This is a genomic window from Shinella sp. HZN7 (genome assembly GCF_001652565.1).
Taxonomy (GTDB): Bacteria; Pseudomonadota; Alphaproteobacteria; order Rhizobiales; family Rhizobiaceae; genus Shinella; species Shinella granuli.
This window is the reverse complement of record NZ_CP015736.1, coordinates 2,790,243-2,808,429: the sequence shown is the minus strand read 5'-3', so window position 1 is coordinate 2,808,429 and position 18,187 is coordinate 2,790,243. Positions and strand designations below refer to the sequence as shown.

Below are 18,187 nucleotides of genomic sequence, written 5' to 3'. Positions count from 1 at the left end.
TAGGCTCGGTTTCCCCATCGATGGGTGATGGCCGGCCGCTGGAAACTGGTACATGAGCAAGACCCTTCTCGAAATGCGCGGCATCACGAAGACGTTTCCGGGCGTGAAGGCCCTCGACAACGTCAACCTGAAGGTCCGCGAAGGCGAGATCCACGCCCTCGTCGGCGAGAACGGCGCCGGCAAATCCACCCTCATGAAGGTGCTGAGCGGCGTCTATCCGGCCGGCTCCTACGAGGGCGAAATCCATTTCGACGGCGAGGTCCGCCGCTTCTCCACGATCTCCGACAGCGAGCACCTGGGCATCATCATCATCCACCAGGAGCTGGCGCTGGTGCCGCTGCTGTCGATCGCGGAAAACATCTTCCTCGGCAACGAGGTGGCGACGAACGGCGTGATCGACTGGAAGCTTGCCTTCCGCCGCACGCAGGAGCTGCTCGACAAGGTCGGCCTCAAGGAGCCGCCGGGCACGCTGATCACCGATATCGGCGTCGGCAAGCAGCAGCTCGTCGAGATCGCCAAGGCGCTCTCCAAGAAGGTTCGCCTGCTCATCCTCGACGAGCCGACCGCTTCGCTCAACGAGAAGGACTCCGACGCGCTCCTGAAGCTGCTCATGGAGTTCCGAACGCAGGGCATGACCTCGATCATCATCTCGCACAAGCTGAACGAGATCAAAAAAGTCGCCGACCAGATCACCATCCTGCGCGATGGCGGCACCGTCGAGACGCTGGACTGTCATCACGAGGACATTTCCGAGGACCGCATCATTAAGGGCATGGTCGGCCGCGAGATGGAGGACCGCTACCCGGCGCGCGAGCCTGATATCGGCGAGACGCTGCTGGAGGTGAAGAACTGGAACGTCTTCCACCAGCACCACCGCGACCGGCAGTTCCTGCACGATATCAGCTTCAACGTGCGCGCCGGCGAGGTCGTCGGCATTGCCGGCCTGATGGGCGCGGGCCGCACCGAAACGGCGATGAGCCTCTTCGGCAGGAGCTGGGGGCACAAGATCACCGGCGACGTCTCCATGCGCGGCAAGCCGGTGGATGTCAGCACGATCCCGAAGGCGATCGAGGCCGGCCTTGCCTATGTGACCGAGGACCGCAAGCAGCTCGGCCTCGTGCTGATCGACAACATCATGCACAACACGACGCTCGCCAATCTCGGCGGCGTTTCGAAGGCGACGGTCATCGACAACCGGCAGGAGGCCAAGGTCGCCTCCGGCTATCGCCAGAAGCTGCGCATCCGCTCGCACTCGATCTATCAGGAGGCGGTCAATCTTTCGGGCGGCAACCAGCAGAAGGTCGTGCTGTCCAAGTGGCTCTTCACCAATCCCGAGGTTCTGATCCTCGATGAACCCACGCGCGGCATCGATGTCGGCGCCAAGTTCGAAATCTATACCATCATCAACCAGCTTGCCGCCGAGGGCAAGGGCATCCTGATGATCTCGTCGGAGATGCCGGAACTGCTCGGGACCTGCGATCGCATCTATGTCATGAACGAAGGACGCATCGTGGCCGAGCTTTCCAAGGCGGAAGCAAGCCAGGAATCCATCATGCGCGCCATCATGCGCTCCGGGGAGAAACACTGATGTCCACCGATACCGCGACCAAGACGACCCAGCCTTCGGTGGGAGACTACCTGCGCAGGAACATCCGCGAATACGGCCTGCTCGTCGCGCTCGTCGTGATCATGATCTTCTTCCAGGTCATCACCAACGGCGTGCTCTTCCGCCCGGTCAACATCACCAACCTCGTCTTGCAGAACTCGTTCATCGTCATCATGGCGCTGGGCATGCTGCTGATCATCGTGGCGGGGCATATCGACCTGTCGGTCGGCTCCATCGTCGCCTTCATCGGCGCGATCTCGGCGATCATGCTGGTGAAGTGGGGGCTTCCGGCGATCGTCGTCGTGCCGCTCTGCATCCTCGTCGGCGCGATCATGGGGGCGGCGCAGGGCTATTGGGTGGCCTACCAGAAGATCCCGTCCTTCATCGTCACGCTCGCCGGCATGCTCGTCTTCCGCGGCATGACCTATGTCGTGCTCGGTGGCCGTCCGGTCGGCCCGTTCCCGAAGGATTTCCAGATCCTCTCCACCGGTTTCGTGCCGGATTTCCTGTCGCTCACGGACCCTGCGACGAGCCTCATCAAGAACTATTTCGCGCTCCTCGTCGTCATCCTGCTGGTCGGCTATGCCATCTATGCCGGGCTTCGCGAGCGGCGCATGAACACGCTGCACGAGACGGAGAACGAGCCCTTCGCCTTCTTCGCCGTGCAGATGGCGGTCATCAGCGCGGTGGCGATCTTCCTCGGCTTCCAGCTTTCCACCTATCGCGGCCTGCCGAACGTTCTCGTCGTCATGGGCCTGCTCATCGCGCTCTATACCTTCGTGACGACGCGCACGACGATCGGCCGGCGCATCTACGCCATGGGCGGCAACGAGAAGGCGGCGAAGCTCTCGGGCATCAATACCGAGCGGCTGACCTTCTACACCTTCGTCAACATGGGGGCGCTTGCCGCGCTCGCCGGCATGATCATCGCCGCCCGCCTCAATTCGGCGACGCCGAAGGCCGGCGTCGGCTTCGAGCTCGACGTCATCGCGGCCTGCTTCATCGGCGGCGCCTCGGCCTCGGGCGGCGTCGGCAAGATCACCGGCGCGGTCATCGGCGCCTTCATCATGGGCGTCATGAACAACGGCATGTCGATCATGGGCATCGGCATCGACTACCAGCAGCTCATCAAGGGCCTGGTGCTGCTCGCCGCCGTGTTCTTCGACGTCTACAACAAGAACAAGGGCTGACCGGGGAACACCGGTCCGCCCAAGGATTGCAAACGTGTTTGACCGGCTGCGGATGCGGCCAGTGCGGTGACGTCTGTCCGCCGCAGGTGCGGAGCTTTGGCCGGGCCCAGGCTTCAGGAAGGAAACGGAAATGCTGATGTCACAGGTCGCAAATGCCGACGGCTCGATCACGGTGGTCGTGCGCGATGAGGGTGGCGAGGGCCGCGCGGTGAAGGGGGCGGACAGCGTCTATGCGCTCGCCATGGAAGCCGCCAACAGCGGGCAGTCCCTGAAGACCGTCATCGACGCGAAGGGCCTCGGCGCGGCCATCGATCTGGAGGCGGCCTATGCCGCGGGCCGGCTGCTCTCGCCGATCACCCATCCGGACGCCGCCCATCTCCACCTGACCGGCACGGGCCTCACCCATCTCGGCTCTGCGGCCACGCGCGATTCCATGCACAAGAAGACGACGGAGGCGGCCGAGGAGAGCCTGACCGATTCCATGAAGATGTTCCGCATGGGCCTTGAAGGCGGCAAGCCGAAGCCCGGCGAAAAGGGCGTGCAGCCGGAATGGTTCTACAAGGGCAACGGCACGCAGGCGGTGGCGCCGGGCAGCCCGCTCACCTCGCCCTCCTTCGCGCTCGATGGCGGCGAGGAGCCGGAAATGGGCGGCATCTATGTCATCGCCGCCGACGGTTCGCCCTTCCGTATCGGCTTTGCCGTCTCGAACGAATTCTCCGACCATGTGACGGAGCGCATCAACTATCTCTACCTCGCCCATTCGAAGCTTCGCCAGGCGAGCTTCGGACCGGAGATCCGCGTCGGCGCCGCACCTGACGATATCCGCGGTTTCTCGCGCATCGTCCGCGGCGGCAAGGTCCTGTGGGAAAAGCCCTTCGTCTCCGGCGAGGCGAACATGTCCCACACCTTCGCCAACCTCGAATACCACCATTTCAAATACGGCCTGTTCCGTGCCCCGGGCGATGTCCATGTCCATATGTTCGGCACGGCGACGCTCTCCTTCGGCGACGGCATCCGCACCGAGGCGGGGGACGTGTTCGAGATCGGGGCCGACGGTTTCGGCCTGCCGCTGCGCAATCCCTTGGCGATTGCCAGGGAAGAAGAGATCGAAATCCGCCAATTGTAGGGGATGTGCCGCCTTCGTGCGGCACGGGACAGACAGGAGGCCTTGCCCATGACGATCCACCAGAACCTGATTGCCGGCGAATGGGTCGGCTCGGATGCGATCCGGAACATCAATCCGTCGAACACGAACGACGTGGTGGGCGAATATGCCCGCGCCTCCGCCGAGGATACCGGGGCGGCGATCGCGGCGGCGAAGGCCGCGTTTCCGGCCTGGTCGCGCTCCGGCATCCTGGAGCGCCATGCGATCCTCAGGAAGACCGCCGACGAGATTTTGGCCCGCAAGGACGAGCTCGGCCGGCTGCTCTCGCGCGAGGAGGGCAAGACGCTGGCCGAAGGCATCGGCGAGACGGTGCGCGCCGGACAGATCTTCGATTTCTTCGCCGGTGAATGCCTGCGCCTTGCCGGCGAGGTGCTGCCTTCGGTGCGCCCGAATATCGGCGTCGAGATCACCCGCGAGCCGGTCGGCGTCGTCGGCATCATCACGCCGTGGAACTTCCCGATCGCCATCCCGGCCTGGAAGATCGCGCCGGCGCTCGCTTACGGCAACACGGTCGTCTTCAAGCCCGCCGAGCTGGTGCCCGGCTGTTCCTGGGCCATCGTCGACATCCTCGTGCGCGCCGGCCTGCCGAAGGGCGTCCTCAACCTCGTCATGGGCAAGGGCTCCGTCGTCGGCCAGACCATGCTCGACAGTCCCGATGTCAACGCCATCACCTTCACGGGGTCCACCGGCACCGGAAAACGCGTGGCGCTCGCCTCCGTCGAGCATAACCGCAAGTACCAGCTCGAAATGGGCGGCAAGAACCCGTTCGTCGTGCTCGACGACGCGGACCTTTCCGTCGCCGTGGAAGCCGCCGTCAACTCGGCCTTCTTCTCCACCGGCCAGCGCTGCACGGCCTCCTCGCGCGTCATCGTGACGGAAGGCATCCACGACAGATTCGTCGCCGCCGTCGGCGAGCGGCTGAAGAGCGTCGTCGTCGATGATGCCCTGAAGGCCGGCACGCATATCGGCCCGGTCGTCGACGAGAGCCAGCTCAAGCAGGACACGGACTATATCGAGATCGGCCAAAAGGAAGGCGCGAAGCTTGCCTTCGGCGGCGAGCGCCTGAAGCGCGACACACCCGGCTTCTACCTTGCGCCAGCGCTCTTTACCGAGGCGACGAACGACATGCGCATTTCGCGCGAGGAAATCTTCGGTCCGGTCGCCGCGGTCATCCGCGTCAAGGACTATGAGGAAGCGCTCGCCGTCGCCAACGACACGCCCTTCGGCCTCTCCTCCGGCATCGCCACGACCAGCCTCAAGCACGCGACGCATTTCAAGCGCAATGCGGAGGCCGGCATGGTCATGGTCAACCTGCCGACGGCGGGCGTCGATTTCCACGTGCCCTTCGGCGGGCGCAAGGGCTCTTCGCACGGCCCGCGCGAGCAGGGCCGCTATGCCAGCGAATTCTACACAACCGTCAAGACCGCCTACACCCTGGCGTGAGACAAAGGCCGGCCGGTGCCCTGCGCCGGACGGCCCCTTCAAGGACTGGAAAGATGAAGAAGAAAGCCGAATGGCCGCGCAGGCTGAGATCGCAGGAATGGTACGGCGGCACCAGCCGCGACGTGATCTACCATCGCGGCTGGATGAAGAACCAGGGCTATCCGCACGACCTGTTCGACGGCCGCCCCGTCATCGGCATCCTCAACACCTGGTCGGACATGACGCCGTGCAACGGCCACCTGCGCGAGCTTGCCGAGAAGGTGAAGGCCGGCGTCTGGGAGGCGGGCGGCTTCCCGCTCGAAGTGCCGGTGTTCTCGGCCTCGGAAAACACCTTCCGCCCCACGGCGATGATGTACCGCAACCTCGCCGCGCTCGCGGTGGAGGAGGCGATCCGCGGCCAGCCGATGGATGGCTGCGTGCTGATGGTCGGCTGCGACAAGACCACGCCGTCTCTCCTGATGGGCGCGGCCTCGGTCGATCTGCCGTCGATCGTCGTCACCGGCGGCCCCATGCTGAACGGTTATTTCCGCGGCGAGCGCGTCGGCTCGGGCACGCATCTGTGGAAATTCTCCGAGATGGTGAAGGCCGGCGAGATGACGCAGGCCGAGTTCCTCGAGGCCGAGGCCTCGATGAGCCGCTCGTCGGGCACCTGCAACACGATGGGCACGGCCTCCACCATGGCCTCGATGGCCGAGGCGCTGGGCATGGCGCTGTCCGGCAATGCCGCCATCCCGGCGGTCGATTCCCGCCGCAGGGTGATGGCGCAGCTTACCGGCCGGCGCATCGTCCAGATGGTCAAGGACGACCTGACGCCGTCGGACATCCTGACAAAGGACGCCTTCGAGAACGCCATCCGCACCAATGCGGCCATCGGCGGCTCGACCAATGCGGTGATCCACCTGCTCGCCATCGCCGGCCGGGTCGGCGTCGACCTGACGCTGGACGACTGGGACCGCTGCGGCCGCGACGTGCCGACCGTCGTCAACCTGATGCCCTCCGGCAAGTACCTGATGGAGGAGTTCTTCTATGCCGGCGGCCTGCCGGTGGTGCTGAAGCGCCTCGGCGAGGCCGGTCTTCTGCACAAGGACGCGCTGACGGTATCGGGCGAGACGATGTGGGACGAGGTCAAGGACGTCGTCAACTGGAACGAGGACGTGATCCTGCCGGCGGAAAAGGCGCTGACGCAGTCGGGCGGCATCGTCGTGCTGCGCGGCAATCTCGCGCCGAAGGGGGCGGTGCTGAAGCCGTCGGCCGCCTCGCCGCATCTCCTGACGCACCGGGGCAGGGCGGTCGTGTTCGAGGACATCGACGACTACAAGGCCAAGATCAACGACGACGCTCTCGATATCGACGAGACCTGCGTCATGGTCATGAAGAACTGTGGGCCGAAGGGTTATCCGGGCATGGCCGAGGTGGGCAATATGGGCCTGCCGCCGAAGGTGCTGAAGAAGGGCATCACCGACATGGTGCGCATCTCCGATGCGCGCATGTCGGGCACGGCTTATGGCACCGTCGTCCTGCACACCTCGCCGGAAGCGGCCGTCGGGGGGCCGCTCGCAGTCGTCAGGAACGGCGACATGATCGAGCTCGACGTGCCGAACCGCCGCCTGCATCTCGACATTTCCGAGGAGGAACTGGCGCGCCGGCTCGCTGCGTGGACGCCGAACCACGACCTGCCGGCCTCCGGCTATGCCTGGCTGCACCAGCAGCATGTCCAGGGCGCCGATACCGGCGCCGACCTCGACTTCCTCAAGGGCTGCCGCGGCAACGCGGTCGGCAAGGACAGCCACTGAGTTTTTCGGGCGCGGTCTTCGGATCGCGCCCGTTTCCGTTTCATTTCGGCACGGTCGGGCCTGTCTTCCCGTCTGTCGCAACGCTTCCTTTCCCTTTGCGCCGCGCCGGTTGCATCCGTGCGGAACTGTCCGCGGCCATCCGACCTTCGTTTCGCAAGGCCGGTCCACTTCCGGGCCGGTCGCGGAAAGGGAGGTTCCCATGTCTGGAACGTCAAATCGCAAATCGTTTCTTTGCCTCTCGGCCGGTGTGCTGGTCGCGGCGGTCCTTGCCCTGCCGGTACAGGCGGCCGACCGCGGCAAGCGGGACGGCCTCGGGCTCGGTGTCGGTGTCAGCGTCGGCGGCATAAAGGCCGGTGTCGATGCCCGGGTCGGAGGCAGCAGAGGGCTCGTCGACGCGGATGTCCGGGCGCGGGCCGGCGGCCGGAACGGCCTCAAGGCCGATGCCAAGGCGAATGTCGGCGGCAGCCGGGGGCTTGCGGATGCGGATGTGAAGGCGGGCCTTGGCGGGCGGGACGGCGTGAACGCGCGTGCCAAAGCCAATGTCGGCGGCTCGGACAGCCTTGCCGATGCGGATATCCGGGCAACGGTCGGCGGGCGTGATGGTCTTGCGGCCGGGGTCGGCGCGACGGTGGGCGGGCGTGGTCTTGTCGATGCGGATGTCGATGTCAGCCTCGGCGACGACGACGTGCTCACCCGGCCGGACCGCCGCGACCCGCGCACGCCCGGCGACGACGACCGGTGGCGCCCTGATCCGGATGACCGCACCGTCGTGCGCGAATTCTCGCGGCTTTCTGGCGGCGAGCGCATGCAGCTCATCAAACGCTGCCGCGGCGTCACCAGCGATGGTTATGATGTGGCGCTGGTGAAACTCTGCCGCCTGCTCGAAACGGCAGCGCGTTAAAGCGTTTTCACAAGCCCTTAAAGCGAATTCGCTTTAAGGGCTTGTGAGTCGATTCAGGGGCTTATGGCGCGCTTTGCGCATCCTGATTCAAGTCCGGCCCGCGTCAGCTCTGGCTCTGCGACTGGCTCTGGCCGGCAGGCGCCACCGTGATGGCGACGCTCATCGTTTCGGCCGCCGTGCCGACCACCATGCCGGAAACGGGGGCGGCGTCCTTGTAGTCGAGGCCGCTCGACAGGCGTACATAGCGCGCGTCCGGGCAGATCTTGTTGGCCGCGTCGAAGCCGACCCAGCCGAGGCCCTGCAGGTGCACCTCCGCCCAGGCGTGGCTTGCCGTCTGCTCGGGCGTTTCCATCAGCAGGTAGCCCGAGACATAGCGGGCCGGCAGGCCGAGATGGCGTGCGGCGGAGATGAAGATATGGGCATGGTCCTGGCAGACGCCCTGCTTCCTCTCCAGCGCCTGCTCGGCCGTCGTGTCGGAGGCGGTTTCGCCCGGCTTGTAGGCGATGGTCTCGTGGATGGCGGCCATCAGCGCATGCATGCGCGCAAGCTCGTTCTCGCCGCTGGCAGATTTGGCGAGGTCGCGGACCAGCTTGCCGGGCCTGGTCAGCGGCGTTTCGCGCAGATAGAGCCAGAGCGGCACGAAACCCTGGTGCGGGCCGAAGACGCCGGCGCGGTCTTCCGTCTCCACCTCGCCCTCGGCGACGATGCGGATCGCCACCTGCTCGGCATTGGTGCTGACGAGATCGACATGGTTGCCGAAGTGATCGGTATAGCCGGCCTCCAGCCGTGCGCCGTGCACGGTGGTCTTCCAGTCGCGCACGATCTGGCCCGGCTGGGTCTTCGGCGTCAGGCGAAGCCGTTGCAGGGAATACTGCACCGGGTCGTCATAGTGATATTCGGTCGTGTGGCTGATCTTCAGTCGCATCGCTCGCCAGCCCTATCGATAGAAACGGTAGCCTTCGGAGATTTCCTCTCCGAGGCGGTTGTTGTGCACGATGAACTCCTCGATGAACTCGTGGAGCCCCTGTTCCATGATGTCGTCGATGGTGCGGCTTCTCAGCAGCATCAGCGTGGCGGAGGCCGTCTCGTGCGCCGCGTGGTTGTCGCCGTAGAGCTTTGCGAGATAGCCGAGATTGCTGACGATCTTGTCGTAGCTGTAGGCGAGCGAGCGCGGCATGCGGTCGTTGAGGATGAGGAAGTCGGAAATGTTGGTCGAGGAATAGTCGCCGTCATAGACCCAGCTGTAGGAGCGGTGTGCGGAGACCGAGCGCAGGATCGATTCCCACTGCATGTTGTCGAGCGAGGAGCCGACCTTGGCGATCGCTGGCAGCAGCACGTAATACTTGACGTCGAGGATGCGGGCCGTGTTGTCAGCCCGCTCGATGAAGGTGCCAATGCGCGAGAAGTTGTAGATGTCGTCGCGCAGCATCGTGCCGTGGAAGGCGCCGCGAATGAGGCCGGTACAGCGCTTGATGCCGTCGATCACCTCGGGCATTTCCGCCGGGCGGACGCGCTTGGCCAGCATGTCCTTGAAATTGATCCAGCACTCGTTGGTCGCTTCCCAGGTCTCCCGGGTCAGCGCCGTGCGCACCATGCGCGCATTGTTGCGCGCCGATTCGATGCAGGACATCACGCTCGACGGGTTGGAGCGGTCGCGCAGCAGGTAGTCGATCGCGTCGGCGCTGGTGAGCTTGCCGTGCACCGCGTCGAAATCCTCGCGCACGCCGGCGCTTTGCAGCACGCCGTCCCAGTCCTCGTCGGAGGAGCCGGAGCGCGTCAGCGCCATGCGCAGGCCCGCATCGATGAGGCGGGCGATGTTTTCGCCCCGCTCGATGTAGCGGAACATCCAGTAGAGGCCGTTTGCAGTTCGTCCCAGCATCGGCTCAGTCCTCCAGTACCCAGGTGTCCTTCGTGCCGCCGCCCTGGCTGGAATTGACCACCAGCGAGCCTTCCTTCAGCGCCACGCGGGTGAGCCCGCCGGGAATGATCTGCACCTTGTCGGAAACGAGCACATAGGGCCGGAGGTCGACGTGCCGGGGCGCGATGCCCTTGTTGACGAGGATCGGGACCGTGGAGAGCGACAGCGTCGGCTGCGCGATGTAGTTCGCCGGCCGGGCCTTCAGCTTTTCGGCGAAGGCCGCGCATTCCTTCTTCGAGGCGGTGGGGCCGACGAGCATGCCGTAGCCGCCCGAGCCGTGCACCTCCTTCACCACCAGCTCTTCGAGATGTTCGAGCACGTATTTCAGGCTGTCCTCTTCCGAGCAGCGCCAGGTCGGCACGTTTTCGAGCATCGCCTTGCGGCCGGTATAGAACTCGACGATCTCGGGCATGTAGGAATAGATCGCCTTGTCGTCGGAAATGCCGGTGCCGGGGGCGTTGGCGATCGTGATGTTGCCGGCCCTGTAGACATCCATGATGCCGGGAATGCCGAGCGCCGAATCCGGCCGGAAGGTGAGGGGGTCGAGGAAATCGTCGTCGACGCGGCGGTAGAGCACGTCGATCGCCTCGTAGCCGCGGGTGGTGCGCATCTTCACCTTGCCGTCGACGACGCGCAGGTCTGAGCCCTCGACCAGTTCCACGCCCATCATGTCGGCGAGGAAGGCGTGTTCGTAATAGGCGGAATTGAAGATGCCGGGGGTCAGCACCGCGACACGCGGCTTGCCCGAACAGCCGGGCGGGGCGAGCGAGGCGAGGCTCTGGCGCAGGAGCTTCGGATAGTCCTCGACCGGCCGCACCTTGTTGATGTGGAACAGCTCCGGGAACATCTGCATCATGGTTTCCCGGTTTTCCAGCATGTAGCTGACGCCGGACGGCGTGCGGGCATTGTCCTCCAGCACGTAGAACTGGTCTTCGCCGGTGCGCACGATGTCGGTGCCGACGATGTGGGTATAGACGCCGCCCGGCGGCTTGAAGCCGATCATCTGCGGCAGGAAGGCTTCGTTGCGCTCGATCAGCTCGCGGGGAATGCGGCCCGCCTTGATGATTTCCTGCTTGTGGTAGATGTCGTCGAGGAAGGCGTTGAGGGCGATGACCCGCTGTTCGATGCCTTGGGCGAGCCTGCGCCACTCTCGGCCGGAAATGATGCGGGGAATGATGTCGAAGGGGATGAGCTTTTCGGAACTGTCCTCGTGTCCGTAGACTGCGAAGGTGATGCCGGTTTTTCGAAAGAGGTTCTCGGCGTCCCTTGATTTGGCGATCAGGCGAGCCCGATCCTGTCCTTCGTACCAGTCATGGTAGTTTTCGTATGGCTGCCGCGGGCCTTGGTCCGCATTCATCATTTCATCAAATGCCAAAGGCGTGTTCCCCATTTTTCGCCATTTGAGTACAACATCAGAGGCAATGCAAGAACCATGCTCAATTAGCAGGAAAGAATTCTCACACCGCTTTGGGAACGGTCAAACCGGCCGGCAGGACGGTTTTCCGGCGAAAGAATCGTGCGGGAGTTCCGTCCACGCCGGTCTGCGGGAAGCAGGCGGGACCGGGTCTGCCGAAAACATGGGCAGATGCCGAAAAAGCGGTTTGGCCCGGTCTTTCGTTGAACCTAATCATCAAGGAAATTCCTTTGACCATCGTGGAGGCGGCGCCTATCGCTCGCGCACCGATTGTCCTATGCCGGAAGTCCCATGTCCCTCGATCGCCTGGCTCCGGCCATCTTCGTCCTGCTCTGGTCGACCGGCTGGGTCGTCGCGAAATTCGGCGCCATCGTCTCCGAGCCGCTGACGTTTCTGAGCATCCGCTATGCCGCTGCCGCCATTCTGTTCGCCGGCCTGTGCCTTGCCTCCGGCGTCGCCTGGCCGCGAGACCGGCGCACGATCGCGCATGCCGTCGTCTCCGGCGCCTTCCTGCACGGCCTTTATCTCGGGGCGGTCTGGTGGGCGATCGGCGAGGGCGTGCCGGCGGCGCTCTCCTCCATCATCGCGGCGCTCCAGCCGCTGATGACGGCGCTGGCCGCGCCCTTCTTCATCGGCGAGCGGCTGAGCCCGACGCAGAAGGCCGGCCTCTGTCTCGGCTTCCTCGGCGTGCTGCTGGCGGTGCTGCCGAAATTCTTCGGCCAGGGGGCTGCGGCAATCCCGGCCTTCGCCATCATCGTCAACATGCTCGGCATGGCCGCCGTCACCTATGGCACGATCTACCAGAAGCAGCATCTCCAGGCCGGCGATATCAGGGCCATCGCGACCCTGCAATATGTCGGGGCGCTCCTCGTCAGCGTGCCCTTCGCGCTCTTCCTGGAAAGCCTGCACGTCGAATTCGGCTGGGCTTTCGTCGCGCTGCTCGCCTGGTCGGTGCTCGGCATCTCCATGGGCGCGGTCCTGCTGCTCCTCTACCTTCTTCGCCGCGGGCAGGTCTCCCGCGCGGCCTCCCTCATCTACCTCGTGCCGCCGATCGCGGCCCTGCAGGCGGCCGCCGTCTTCGGCGAGGAACTGACGATGCCGATGATCCTCGGCACGGCGATCGTCGTGGTCGGGGTCTATCTCACCAACCGCAAGGATGTCGCTCCGGCGGAGTAGGTGGCGGTCGGTGGGTGTCGCGTGGATCCTCGGCTCGGAGGCCGAGGATGACGAAAGAAGAGAGGTTTGCAGGCTCAAGGCAACGATGCCGCATGCCGCACGGTTTGACGGGTGGGCAGCCTCACCTCCCCTCCGTCATCCTCGGCCTCCGAGCCGAGGATCCACGCGACACCCGCGACGCCGGTGGTTGGCCCAAACGAAAACGGCGGGCCGAAGCCCGCCGTTTGCTCATCTTCTGATCAACCTGCTTACGCCTGCTCGCGGCGCTGGCCTTCCGAGCGGCGCGGCTTGCCGTGCTGGCTCGGGCGGCCCTGGCCGTTGCCGGCGCCGTGGTTGCGGTTCTGGCGCTCGCCCTGCTTCTGCTGCGGGCGGCCGCCATGGGCGCGCTTGCCGGCGGCCGGAGCGGCGCCCTCGGAGGCGGCCTGTGCACCATCGCCGAAGGGCTTGCGCTGCGGGCGCTGGGCGGCGCGGCCGTTGCCGGAACGCTGGCCGCCGCCATTGTTGCGGCCCTTGCGCGACTTGCCGCCGGGGCCGGCCGTCACGATGGCCGGGGCCTCGCCGCTGGCGACCGTGATCTTGATGCCCATCAGCTTCTCGATGTCGCGCAGCAGATGCGCTTCGTCCGGCGCGCAGAACGCGATGGCGATGCCGTCGCGGCCGTTGCGGGCCGTGCGGCCGATGCGGTGGACATAGGCGTCCGGCACTTCCGGCAGGTCGTAGTTGTAGACGTGGGTGACGCCCGGAATGTCGATGCCGCGGGCGGCGACGTCGGTGGCGACCAGCACGCGGATCTCACCGTCACGGAAGGCCTTGAGGGCGCGCTCGCGCTGGCCCTGGCTCTTGTTGCCGTGGATGGAGGCGGCCTTGAAGCCGATATGGTCGAGATGTTTCATCAGCTTTTCCGCGCCGTGCTTGGTGCGCGAGAAGACGAGCGACAGGCCATCCGGATTGGCGGTGAGCGTCTGCTTGAGGATCTGCGTCTTCTGGTCCTTGCCGGGCACGAAGTGCACGTACTGCTCCACCTTGTCGGCAGCCTTGCCGGGCGGGGTGACCTCGACCTTCTTCGGGTTGACGAGGTATTCCCCGGCAAGCTCGGCGATCAGCTTCGGCATGGTGGCCGAGAAGAGCAGCGTCTGGCGGTTCTTCGGCACGAGCTTGGAGATCTTGCGCAGGTCGTGGATGAAGCCAAGGTCGAGCATCTGGTCGGCTTCGTCGAGCACGAGGTAGCGGGCCTGCGTCAGCGTCACGGCCTTGCGGGCGACGAGGTCGAGCAGGCGGCCGGGGGTGGCGACGAGGATGTCGGTGCCGCGCGAGAGCATTTCCGACTGCTTGTTGATGGAGGCGCCGCCGACGACGGTGACGACGCGCAGCGGCGTCTTCTTCACGAAGTCGCGCAGGTTGTCGGCGATCTGGTTCACCAGTTCGCGGGTCGGGGCGAGGATGAGGGCGCGGATGTTGCGCGGATCGGGGCGGCGGGCTTCTGCAAGGAGCTTTTCGATCATCGGCAGGCCGAAGGCGGCCGTCTTGCCGGTGCCGGTCTGGGCAAGGCCGATCAGGTCGCTGCCTTCGAGGACGAGCGGGATGGCCTTTTCCTGGATCGGCGTTGCCTTTTCAAAGCCGAGGGCGGAGAGCGTGGCGACGATGGTCTTCGAGAGGCCGAGGTCGTGGAACGTGGTCAAGTCTAATACCTTTCGGGGCGCCAGGCGACTGTCCCGACCGCAGTTCCGGACGCAAGACAGCGTCACGCTTTTGCTCGAACTGCATCAGGCCGGAACCGCACCATGCGCTTCCGGTTTCGTCTGGCGTCAAGAACCCCGCGTGAATTGGGAACTTGTGGGTTGGTTGGCAATCGTCTGCGCAGTCATCCGCAATGGGAGGCGGACCGTTCTCTTGCGCTTGTCCTTCTTAGCATCCCGTTGCGGGGAAATCTCAGGCTCGCTCACGCGGCGGCCGAAGGGCGACGCTGCGGCTCATGTCGTTGTTTTGCGGCGAAAAGTCAAGTCCTAGTTTTCGCAGATGCGAAAAGACGGCCCTCACGCCATGCGCAGATCGAAGTCGGCGGCGGCGCAGACCGCCCCGTTGATCAGGATCTCGATGCGGTGCCTGCCGGGATAGTAGCGCCGCGTGGTGATCGCACGGATCGCGTGATCCCGTGCGATCGCTTGGCTGGCGCCGGCCGGCAGGTCGAGTTGCTTCCACTTGAAGACCTTCGGCGCCAGCGTGCCGTTCGCCTTCACATGGTGGATCGCATAGTCGATCATCAGCCGCTGCGGCGCCGCATCCGCATTCGTCACGACGATGGAAAAGCTGAGCTTGTCGCCGAAGACCACGGCGGGCGCTGCGAGGGCGAGGGTCGCCTCGATGCCCCTGGCCACCGCAAAGCCGAAATTGGCAAGCGCTTTCGCATCGCCCTTCTTCAGCAGCGTGCGCGAGGCATGGCGCAGCAATTGCCGGCGCTCGGCGGAGGCGCCCTCGATATGCCGCTCGACGAAATCGGCGACGAGGGCCGGATGGTCCTTGGCGATGTCGTTGAGGCTGTTGGCGACGGAGCGGCGCACATAGTCTTCCGGATCGTCGAGGAGGGCGACAAGGATGGGCAGGATCGGCGCCGGGTCCCTGACCAGTGCCGGCAGGCGCATCGCCCAGGGCAGGCGCGGGCGGGTGCCCTCGCTGGCAAGCCGGCGGACGTGATGGTCGCCATCGGTCGTCCAGCCCGAGATTTCCGCAAGCGCCCGGTCCTGCTCGGCATGGATGAAGCGGCGGATGCCGAACTCCGCGGTGAAATGCGGCGTCAGTGCCTTGAGGAGGGCAAGCGACAGGTCCAAATGCGAAAGGCCCTGCTGCGCGACGAACTGGTTGACCGGCAGCAGCGCCCAGCCGGAAAGCCCCGGTCCCTCGGCATGCGGCAGCGCCTTTCGAAGGATCGCCGCGGCTGCGGCATAGTCGGCGGGCAGCGTCTGCACCAGCGCGTCCTTGATCCGCTCGGCGCGCTGCATGAGTTCCAGCGCCTCCATGCCGTCGCTTGCAAGCCGCGTGAAGCGGTCCGCGTCGAAATCCGGCGCGGCGCGGGAGACATGCTCCGCCATCTCCCTCACCAGTCCGGGATGCAGCAGGTTCTTGAGCGGTTCGGCCACGGCGTTCTCCTGTCTTTCGCGGGCACCCTAGCGAGCGACGGCGGCACGCGGATAGGGGGCACACGGCTTTCCAACAGCTTCGCGATGCACGCCACCCGGAACATGCGCCCATCCCTTGCGTTGGATCAACGCGCATCCTGCCACAATCCTGTTGGATGCTTTGCAGGGCGGATTCATCCGCCTGTCCATGAACCTCGCTACGGGAGTGAAACATGACCGCTACGACTTGGATTCTCGCCGCTGACGGCAATCAGGCACGCCTTCTCAAGGGGGTGAACCTGTTGAAGGATGGCCAGCAGAGCCCGGAGCAGGAGGTCTTTCGCTGGGAGCCGAAGAAGGCGCAGGACATCATGGCCGACAAGCCCGGCCGCAGCCATTCCTCCGTCGGCCACGGCCGTTCCGCGATGGAATATTCGAGCGATCCGGTGCGCGAGGAGCAGCAGAAGTTCACCGCTGAGGTCGCCGGCCGCATCGACGACTATGCCGCCGAGGGTGCCTTCGACCGGCTCGTCGTCTGCGCCGCGCCGCAGACGCTCGGCGACCTGCGCAACAAGCTCTCCGACAAGTCGCGCACGCTGACCATGGCGGAGATCGACAAGAACTTCTCCAACCTGCCGACGGAGAAGCTGATCTCCTCCGTTCGCTCCATCATGTTCAATGCCTGACCCTTTTTAGAAGTCGGTCGGAACGCCGCCCTCTTCCTTGCGCCTGGCGACGAACGCTTCCAGTTCGTCCGCGATCGCCGGGTCGAGTGGCGGCTTTTCGTAGGCGTTGAGCTTTTCCTTGAAGACCCGGTTGGCATGGTCGTAGGTGGTCGGCCGGCCGGCTTCCGTCCAGGTCTCGAAATTGCGCCAGTCCGACAGGATCGGCGAGTAGAACGCCGTCTCGTAGCGGGCGAGCGTGTGCGGCGTGCCGAAGAAATGGCCGCCCGGGCCGACGTCCCGCACGGCCTCGATGCCCAGCGCGTCGGGGCTGACATCGAGCGGCGCCAGATATTCGGCCACCATCTGCAGCATGTCCACGTCGAGGATGAATTTCTCGAAGGAGGCCGTCAGGCCGCCCTCGCTCCAGCCGGCGGAATGCATGATGAAATTGCCGCCACCCTGCGTCAGCGCCCAGAGGGAAAAGGCGGATTCATAGGCGGCCTGCGCATCCAGCGTGTTGGAGGCATTGGTGTTCGAGGTGCGGTAGGGGATGTTGTACTTGCGGGCGAGCTGGCCGCCGGCGATCACCGCCTTCATGTATTCCGGCGTACCGAAGGCGGGCGCGCCCGTCTTCATGTCGACATTGGAGGTGAAACCGCCATACATGACCGGCGCGCCGCGCCGCACCATCTGCGTGAAGGCGATGCCGGCCAGCGCCTCGGCATTCTGCTGCACGACGGCGCCTGCGATCGTCACCGGCGCCATGGCACCAGCCAGGGTGAAGGGCGTCACCACCACGACCTGGCCCCGTGACGACATCTCGATGATGCCCTGCAGCATCGGCCCGTCGAGCCGCAGCGGCGAGGAGGTGTTGATGATGGTGAAGAGCGAGGGCTCGCGCTCCATCTGCTCCATCGGGATGCCGCGCCCGATGCGGGCGATCTCGATGCCGTCGAGATTGCGCTGCCGGCCGAGCGAATAGACGTGGAACACCTTGTCGGTCAGCATCACCAGGTCCGACAGGCAGTCGAGATGGCGGATGGAGGCATGGATGTCGACCGGCTCGACCGGGTAGCCGCCCGTCGTGTGGATGACGTCGTAGGACTGGGCGAGCTTCACCAGCTTGCGGAAATCCTCCTGGTTGCCGGCGCGCCGGCCGCCGTCGCGGTCGGCGACGAAGGGGGCGGAGGCGACCTGCGCGAAGACGAGGTTGTTGCCGCCGATCTCGACATTGCGCAGGGGATTGCGCGCATGCATCGTGAAGGCGGGCGGGACGGAGGCCATCATGTCCAGGATGAGCCCGCGGTCGAAGCGCACGCGGTCCGTGCCGGGCGTCACCTCGGCGCCCGCCGCCTTCATGCACTCGCGCGCCTCCGGCAGGATGATGTCCATGCCGATCTCTTCGAGGATGGCGAGCGAGGCCTGGTGCACGGCCTCCAGCGCGTCCTCGGAAAACACCGCGGAGGGGGCCGTCGTGTTGACGAGATGGAGGTACTTGGAAGTGGCCGGCGGCCGGCGGATGCGCTCTGCGCTGCGCCCGCCGCTGCGGCGCCGGCGTTCGACGGGCGTCTCGGACGCCTCCGGTTGTTCGAGGTGATTTTCGAGTTTGATCACGTCGCCCATGTGCAGCGCAGCCCCGGTCTGGTTTGCCTCCTGGCCTTGTTGCACATCTTGCAACGGCCTGCCCCGCCATTTGCGACAGCGAAATGCCCTGGTGGATAAGCGGCGCCGGCGCCGTGCTCTTTCGGGGCGACCCTGCCCGGATGCGTGACTTCCGGCAACGAAGGGTTAACCATCCGTTCA

The 18,187-nt window shown here is 65.3% G+C and carries 14 protein-coding genes; 8 read left to right on the top strand and 6 right to left on the bottom strand.

Translation table 11 applies throughout. The features are described 5' to 3' along the window. The first annotated feature begins 52 nt into the window (after positions 1 to 52). The 6 genes from mmsA to shn_RS13465 all read left to right on the top strand — a co-directional run bounded on the left by mmsA (position 53) and on the right by shn_RS13465 (position 8,098). On the top strand, positions 53 to 1,588 hold the full coding sequence (mmsA, locus tag shn_RS13490; RefSeq protein WP_064330867.1) for a multiple monosaccharide ABC transporter ATP-binding protein: 1,536 nt from the start codon (positions 53 to 55) through the stop codon (positions 1,586 to 1,588). Next, a complete protein-coding gene (gene mmsB / locus shn_RS13485; RefSeq protein ID WP_064330866.1) occupies positions 1,588 to 2,796 on the top strand; it encodes a multiple monosaccharide ABC transporter permease in 1,209 nt (402 codons plus the stop codon). Before mmsA ends, mmsB begins: the two co-directional genes overlap by 1 nt. 130 nt (positions 2,797 to 2,926) lie before the next feature. Further along, a complete protein-coding gene (gene araD1 / locus shn_RS13480; RefSeq protein WP_064330865.1) occupies positions 2,927 to 3,922 on the top strand; it encodes an AraD1 family protein in 996 nt (331 codons plus the stop codon). Positions 3,923 to 3,970: 48 nt separating this feature from the next. Continuing rightward, positions 3,971 to 5,404: an aldehyde dehydrogenase family protein gene (locus shn_RS13475; RefSeq protein ID WP_064330864.1), complete on the top strand. Its 1,434-nt coding sequence runs from the start codon at positions 3,971 to 3,973 to the stop codon at positions 5,402 to 5,404. Between the two features lie 53 nt (positions 5,405 to 5,457). Next, positions 5,458 to 7,197, top strand: coding sequence for an L-arabinonate dehydratase (araD, locus tag shn_RS13470; protein ID WP_064330863.1), 1,740 nt, complete (start codon positions 5,458 to 5,460; stop codon positions 7,195 to 7,197). Between the two features lie 199 nt (positions 7,198 to 7,396). Continuing rightward, positions 7,397 to 8,098, top strand: a complete 702-nt coding sequence (locus shn_RS13465; protein ID WP_064330862.1) for a hypothetical protein — start codon at positions 7,397 to 7,399, stop codon at positions 8,096 to 8,098. Between the two features lie 103 nt (positions 8,099 to 8,201). Here shn_RS13465 and shn_RS13460 read toward each other — a convergent pair whose 3' ends face one another. From shn_RS13460 to shn_RS13450, 3 genes are read right to left on the bottom strand one after another with little or no spacing between them, the layout of a single operon-like run. Next, positions 8,202 to 9,023, bottom strand: a complete 822-nt coding sequence (locus shn_RS13460; protein ID WP_064330861.1) for a transglutaminase family protein — start codon at positions 9,021 to 9,023, stop codon at positions 8,202 to 8,204. A 12-nt stretch (positions 9,024 to 9,035) separates the two neighbouring features. After that, a complete protein-coding gene (locus shn_RS13455; RefSeq protein ID WP_064330860.1) occupies positions 9,036 to 9,977 on the bottom strand; it encodes an alpha-E domain-containing protein in 942 nt (313 codons plus the stop codon). A gap of 4 nt (positions 9,978 to 9,981) precedes the next feature. Beyond that, positions 9,982 to 11,376 carry a circularly permuted type 2 ATP-grasp protein gene (locus tag shn_RS13450; protein ID WP_206362217.1) on the bottom strand — a complete coding sequence of 465 codons (1,395 nt, stop codon included), beginning with the start codon at positions 11,374 to 11,376 and terminating at the stop codon, positions 9,982 to 9,984. A gap of 345 nt (positions 11,377 to 11,721) precedes the next feature. Between shn_RS13450 and shn_RS13445 the strand changes: the two genes are divergently transcribed. After that, positions 11,722 to 12,606: a DMT family transporter gene (locus shn_RS13445; RefSeq protein ID WP_064330858.1), complete on the top strand. Its 885-nt coding sequence runs from the start codon at positions 11,722 to 11,724 to the stop codon at positions 12,604 to 12,606. A gap of 248 nt (positions 12,607 to 12,854) precedes the next feature. On the opposite strand, the gene shn_RS13440 is transcribed toward shn_RS13445, so the two are convergent. Together shn_RS13440 and shn_RS13435 are read right to left on the bottom strand one after the other, a co-directional pair. After that, positions 12,855 to 14,285 (bottom strand): DEAD/DEAH box helicase, encoded by a 1,431-nt coding sequence (locus shn_RS13440; protein WP_084437984.1) that lies wholly within the window; start codon positions 14,283 to 14,285, stop codon positions 12,855 to 12,857. Positions 14,286 to 14,639: 354 nt separating this feature from the next. Continuing rightward, on the bottom strand, positions 14,640 to 15,740 hold the full coding sequence (locus shn_RS13435) for a DNA alkylation repair protein (RefSeq protein WP_064330857.1): 1,101 nt from the start codon (positions 15,738 to 15,740) through the stop codon (positions 14,640 to 14,642). 212 nt (positions 15,741 to 15,952) lie between these two features. On the opposite strand from shn_RS13435, the gene shn_RS13430 reads away from it, so the two are divergent. After that, positions 15,953 to 16,405 carry a host attachment protein gene (locus tag shn_RS13430; protein WP_064330856.1) on the top strand — a complete coding sequence of 151 codons (453 nt, stop codon included), beginning with the start codon at positions 15,953 to 15,955 and terminating at the stop codon, positions 16,403 to 16,405. A gap of 6 nt (positions 16,406 to 16,411) precedes the next feature. On the opposite strand, the gene shn_RS13425 is transcribed toward shn_RS13430, so the two are convergent. Further along, a complete protein-coding gene (locus tag shn_RS13425; protein ID WP_064330855.1) occupies positions 16,412 to 18,007 on the bottom strand; it encodes a trimethylamine methyltransferase family protein in 1,596 nt (531 codons plus the stop codon). Positions 18,008 to 18,187 lie beyond the last annotated feature (180 nt).

What these genes read in the sequence shown, in the direction of transcription:
- mmsB (WP_064330866.1), top strand. Translation starts at nt 1,588, where the DNA reads ATGTCCACCGATACCGCGACCAAGACGACCCAGCCTTCGGTGGGAGAC.
- shn_RS13455 (WP_064330860.1), bottom strand. Translation starts at nt 9,977, where the DNA reads ATGCTGGGACGAACTGCAAACGGCCTCTACTGGATGTTCCGCTACATC.
- shn_RS13425 (WP_064330855.1), bottom strand. Translation starts at nt 18,007, where the DNA reads ATGGGCGACGTGATCAAACTCGAAAATCACCTCGAACAACCGGAGGCG.
- araD (WP_064330863.1), top strand. Translation starts at nt 5,458, where the DNA reads ATGAAGAAGAAAGCCGAATGGCCGCGCAGGCTGAGATCGCAGGAATGG.
- shn_RS13475 (WP_064330864.1), top strand. Translation starts at nt 3,971, where the DNA reads ATGACGATCCACCAGAACCTGATTGCCGGCGAATGGGTCGGCTCGGAT.
- shn_RS13445 (WP_064330858.1), top strand. Translation starts at nt 11,722, where the DNA reads ATGTCCCTCGATCGCCTGGCTCCGGCCATCTTCGTCCTGCTCTGGTCG.
- mmsA (WP_064330867.1), top strand. Translation starts at nt 53, where the DNA reads ATGAGCAAGACCCTTCTCGAAATGCGCGGCATCACGAAGACGTTTCCG.
- shn_RS13430 (WP_064330856.1), top strand. Translation starts at nt 15,953, where the DNA reads ATGACCGCTACGACTTGGATTCTCGCCGCTGACGGCAATCAGGCACGC.
- shn_RS13465 (WP_064330862.1), top strand. Translation starts at nt 7,397, where the DNA reads ATGTCTGGAACGTCAAATCGCAAATCGTTTCTTTGCCTCTCGGCCGGT.
- shn_RS13460 (WP_064330861.1), bottom strand. Translation starts at nt 9,023, where the DNA reads ATGCGACTGAAGATCAGCCACACGACCGAATATCACTATGACGACCCG.
- araD1 (WP_064330865.1), top strand. Translation starts at nt 2,927, where the DNA reads ATGCTGATGTCACAGGTCGCAAATGCCGACGGCTCGATCACGGTGGTC.
- shn_RS13450 (WP_206362217.1), bottom strand. Translation starts at nt 11,376, where the DNA reads ATGATGAATGCGGACCAAGGCCCGCGGCAGCCATACGAAAACTACCAT.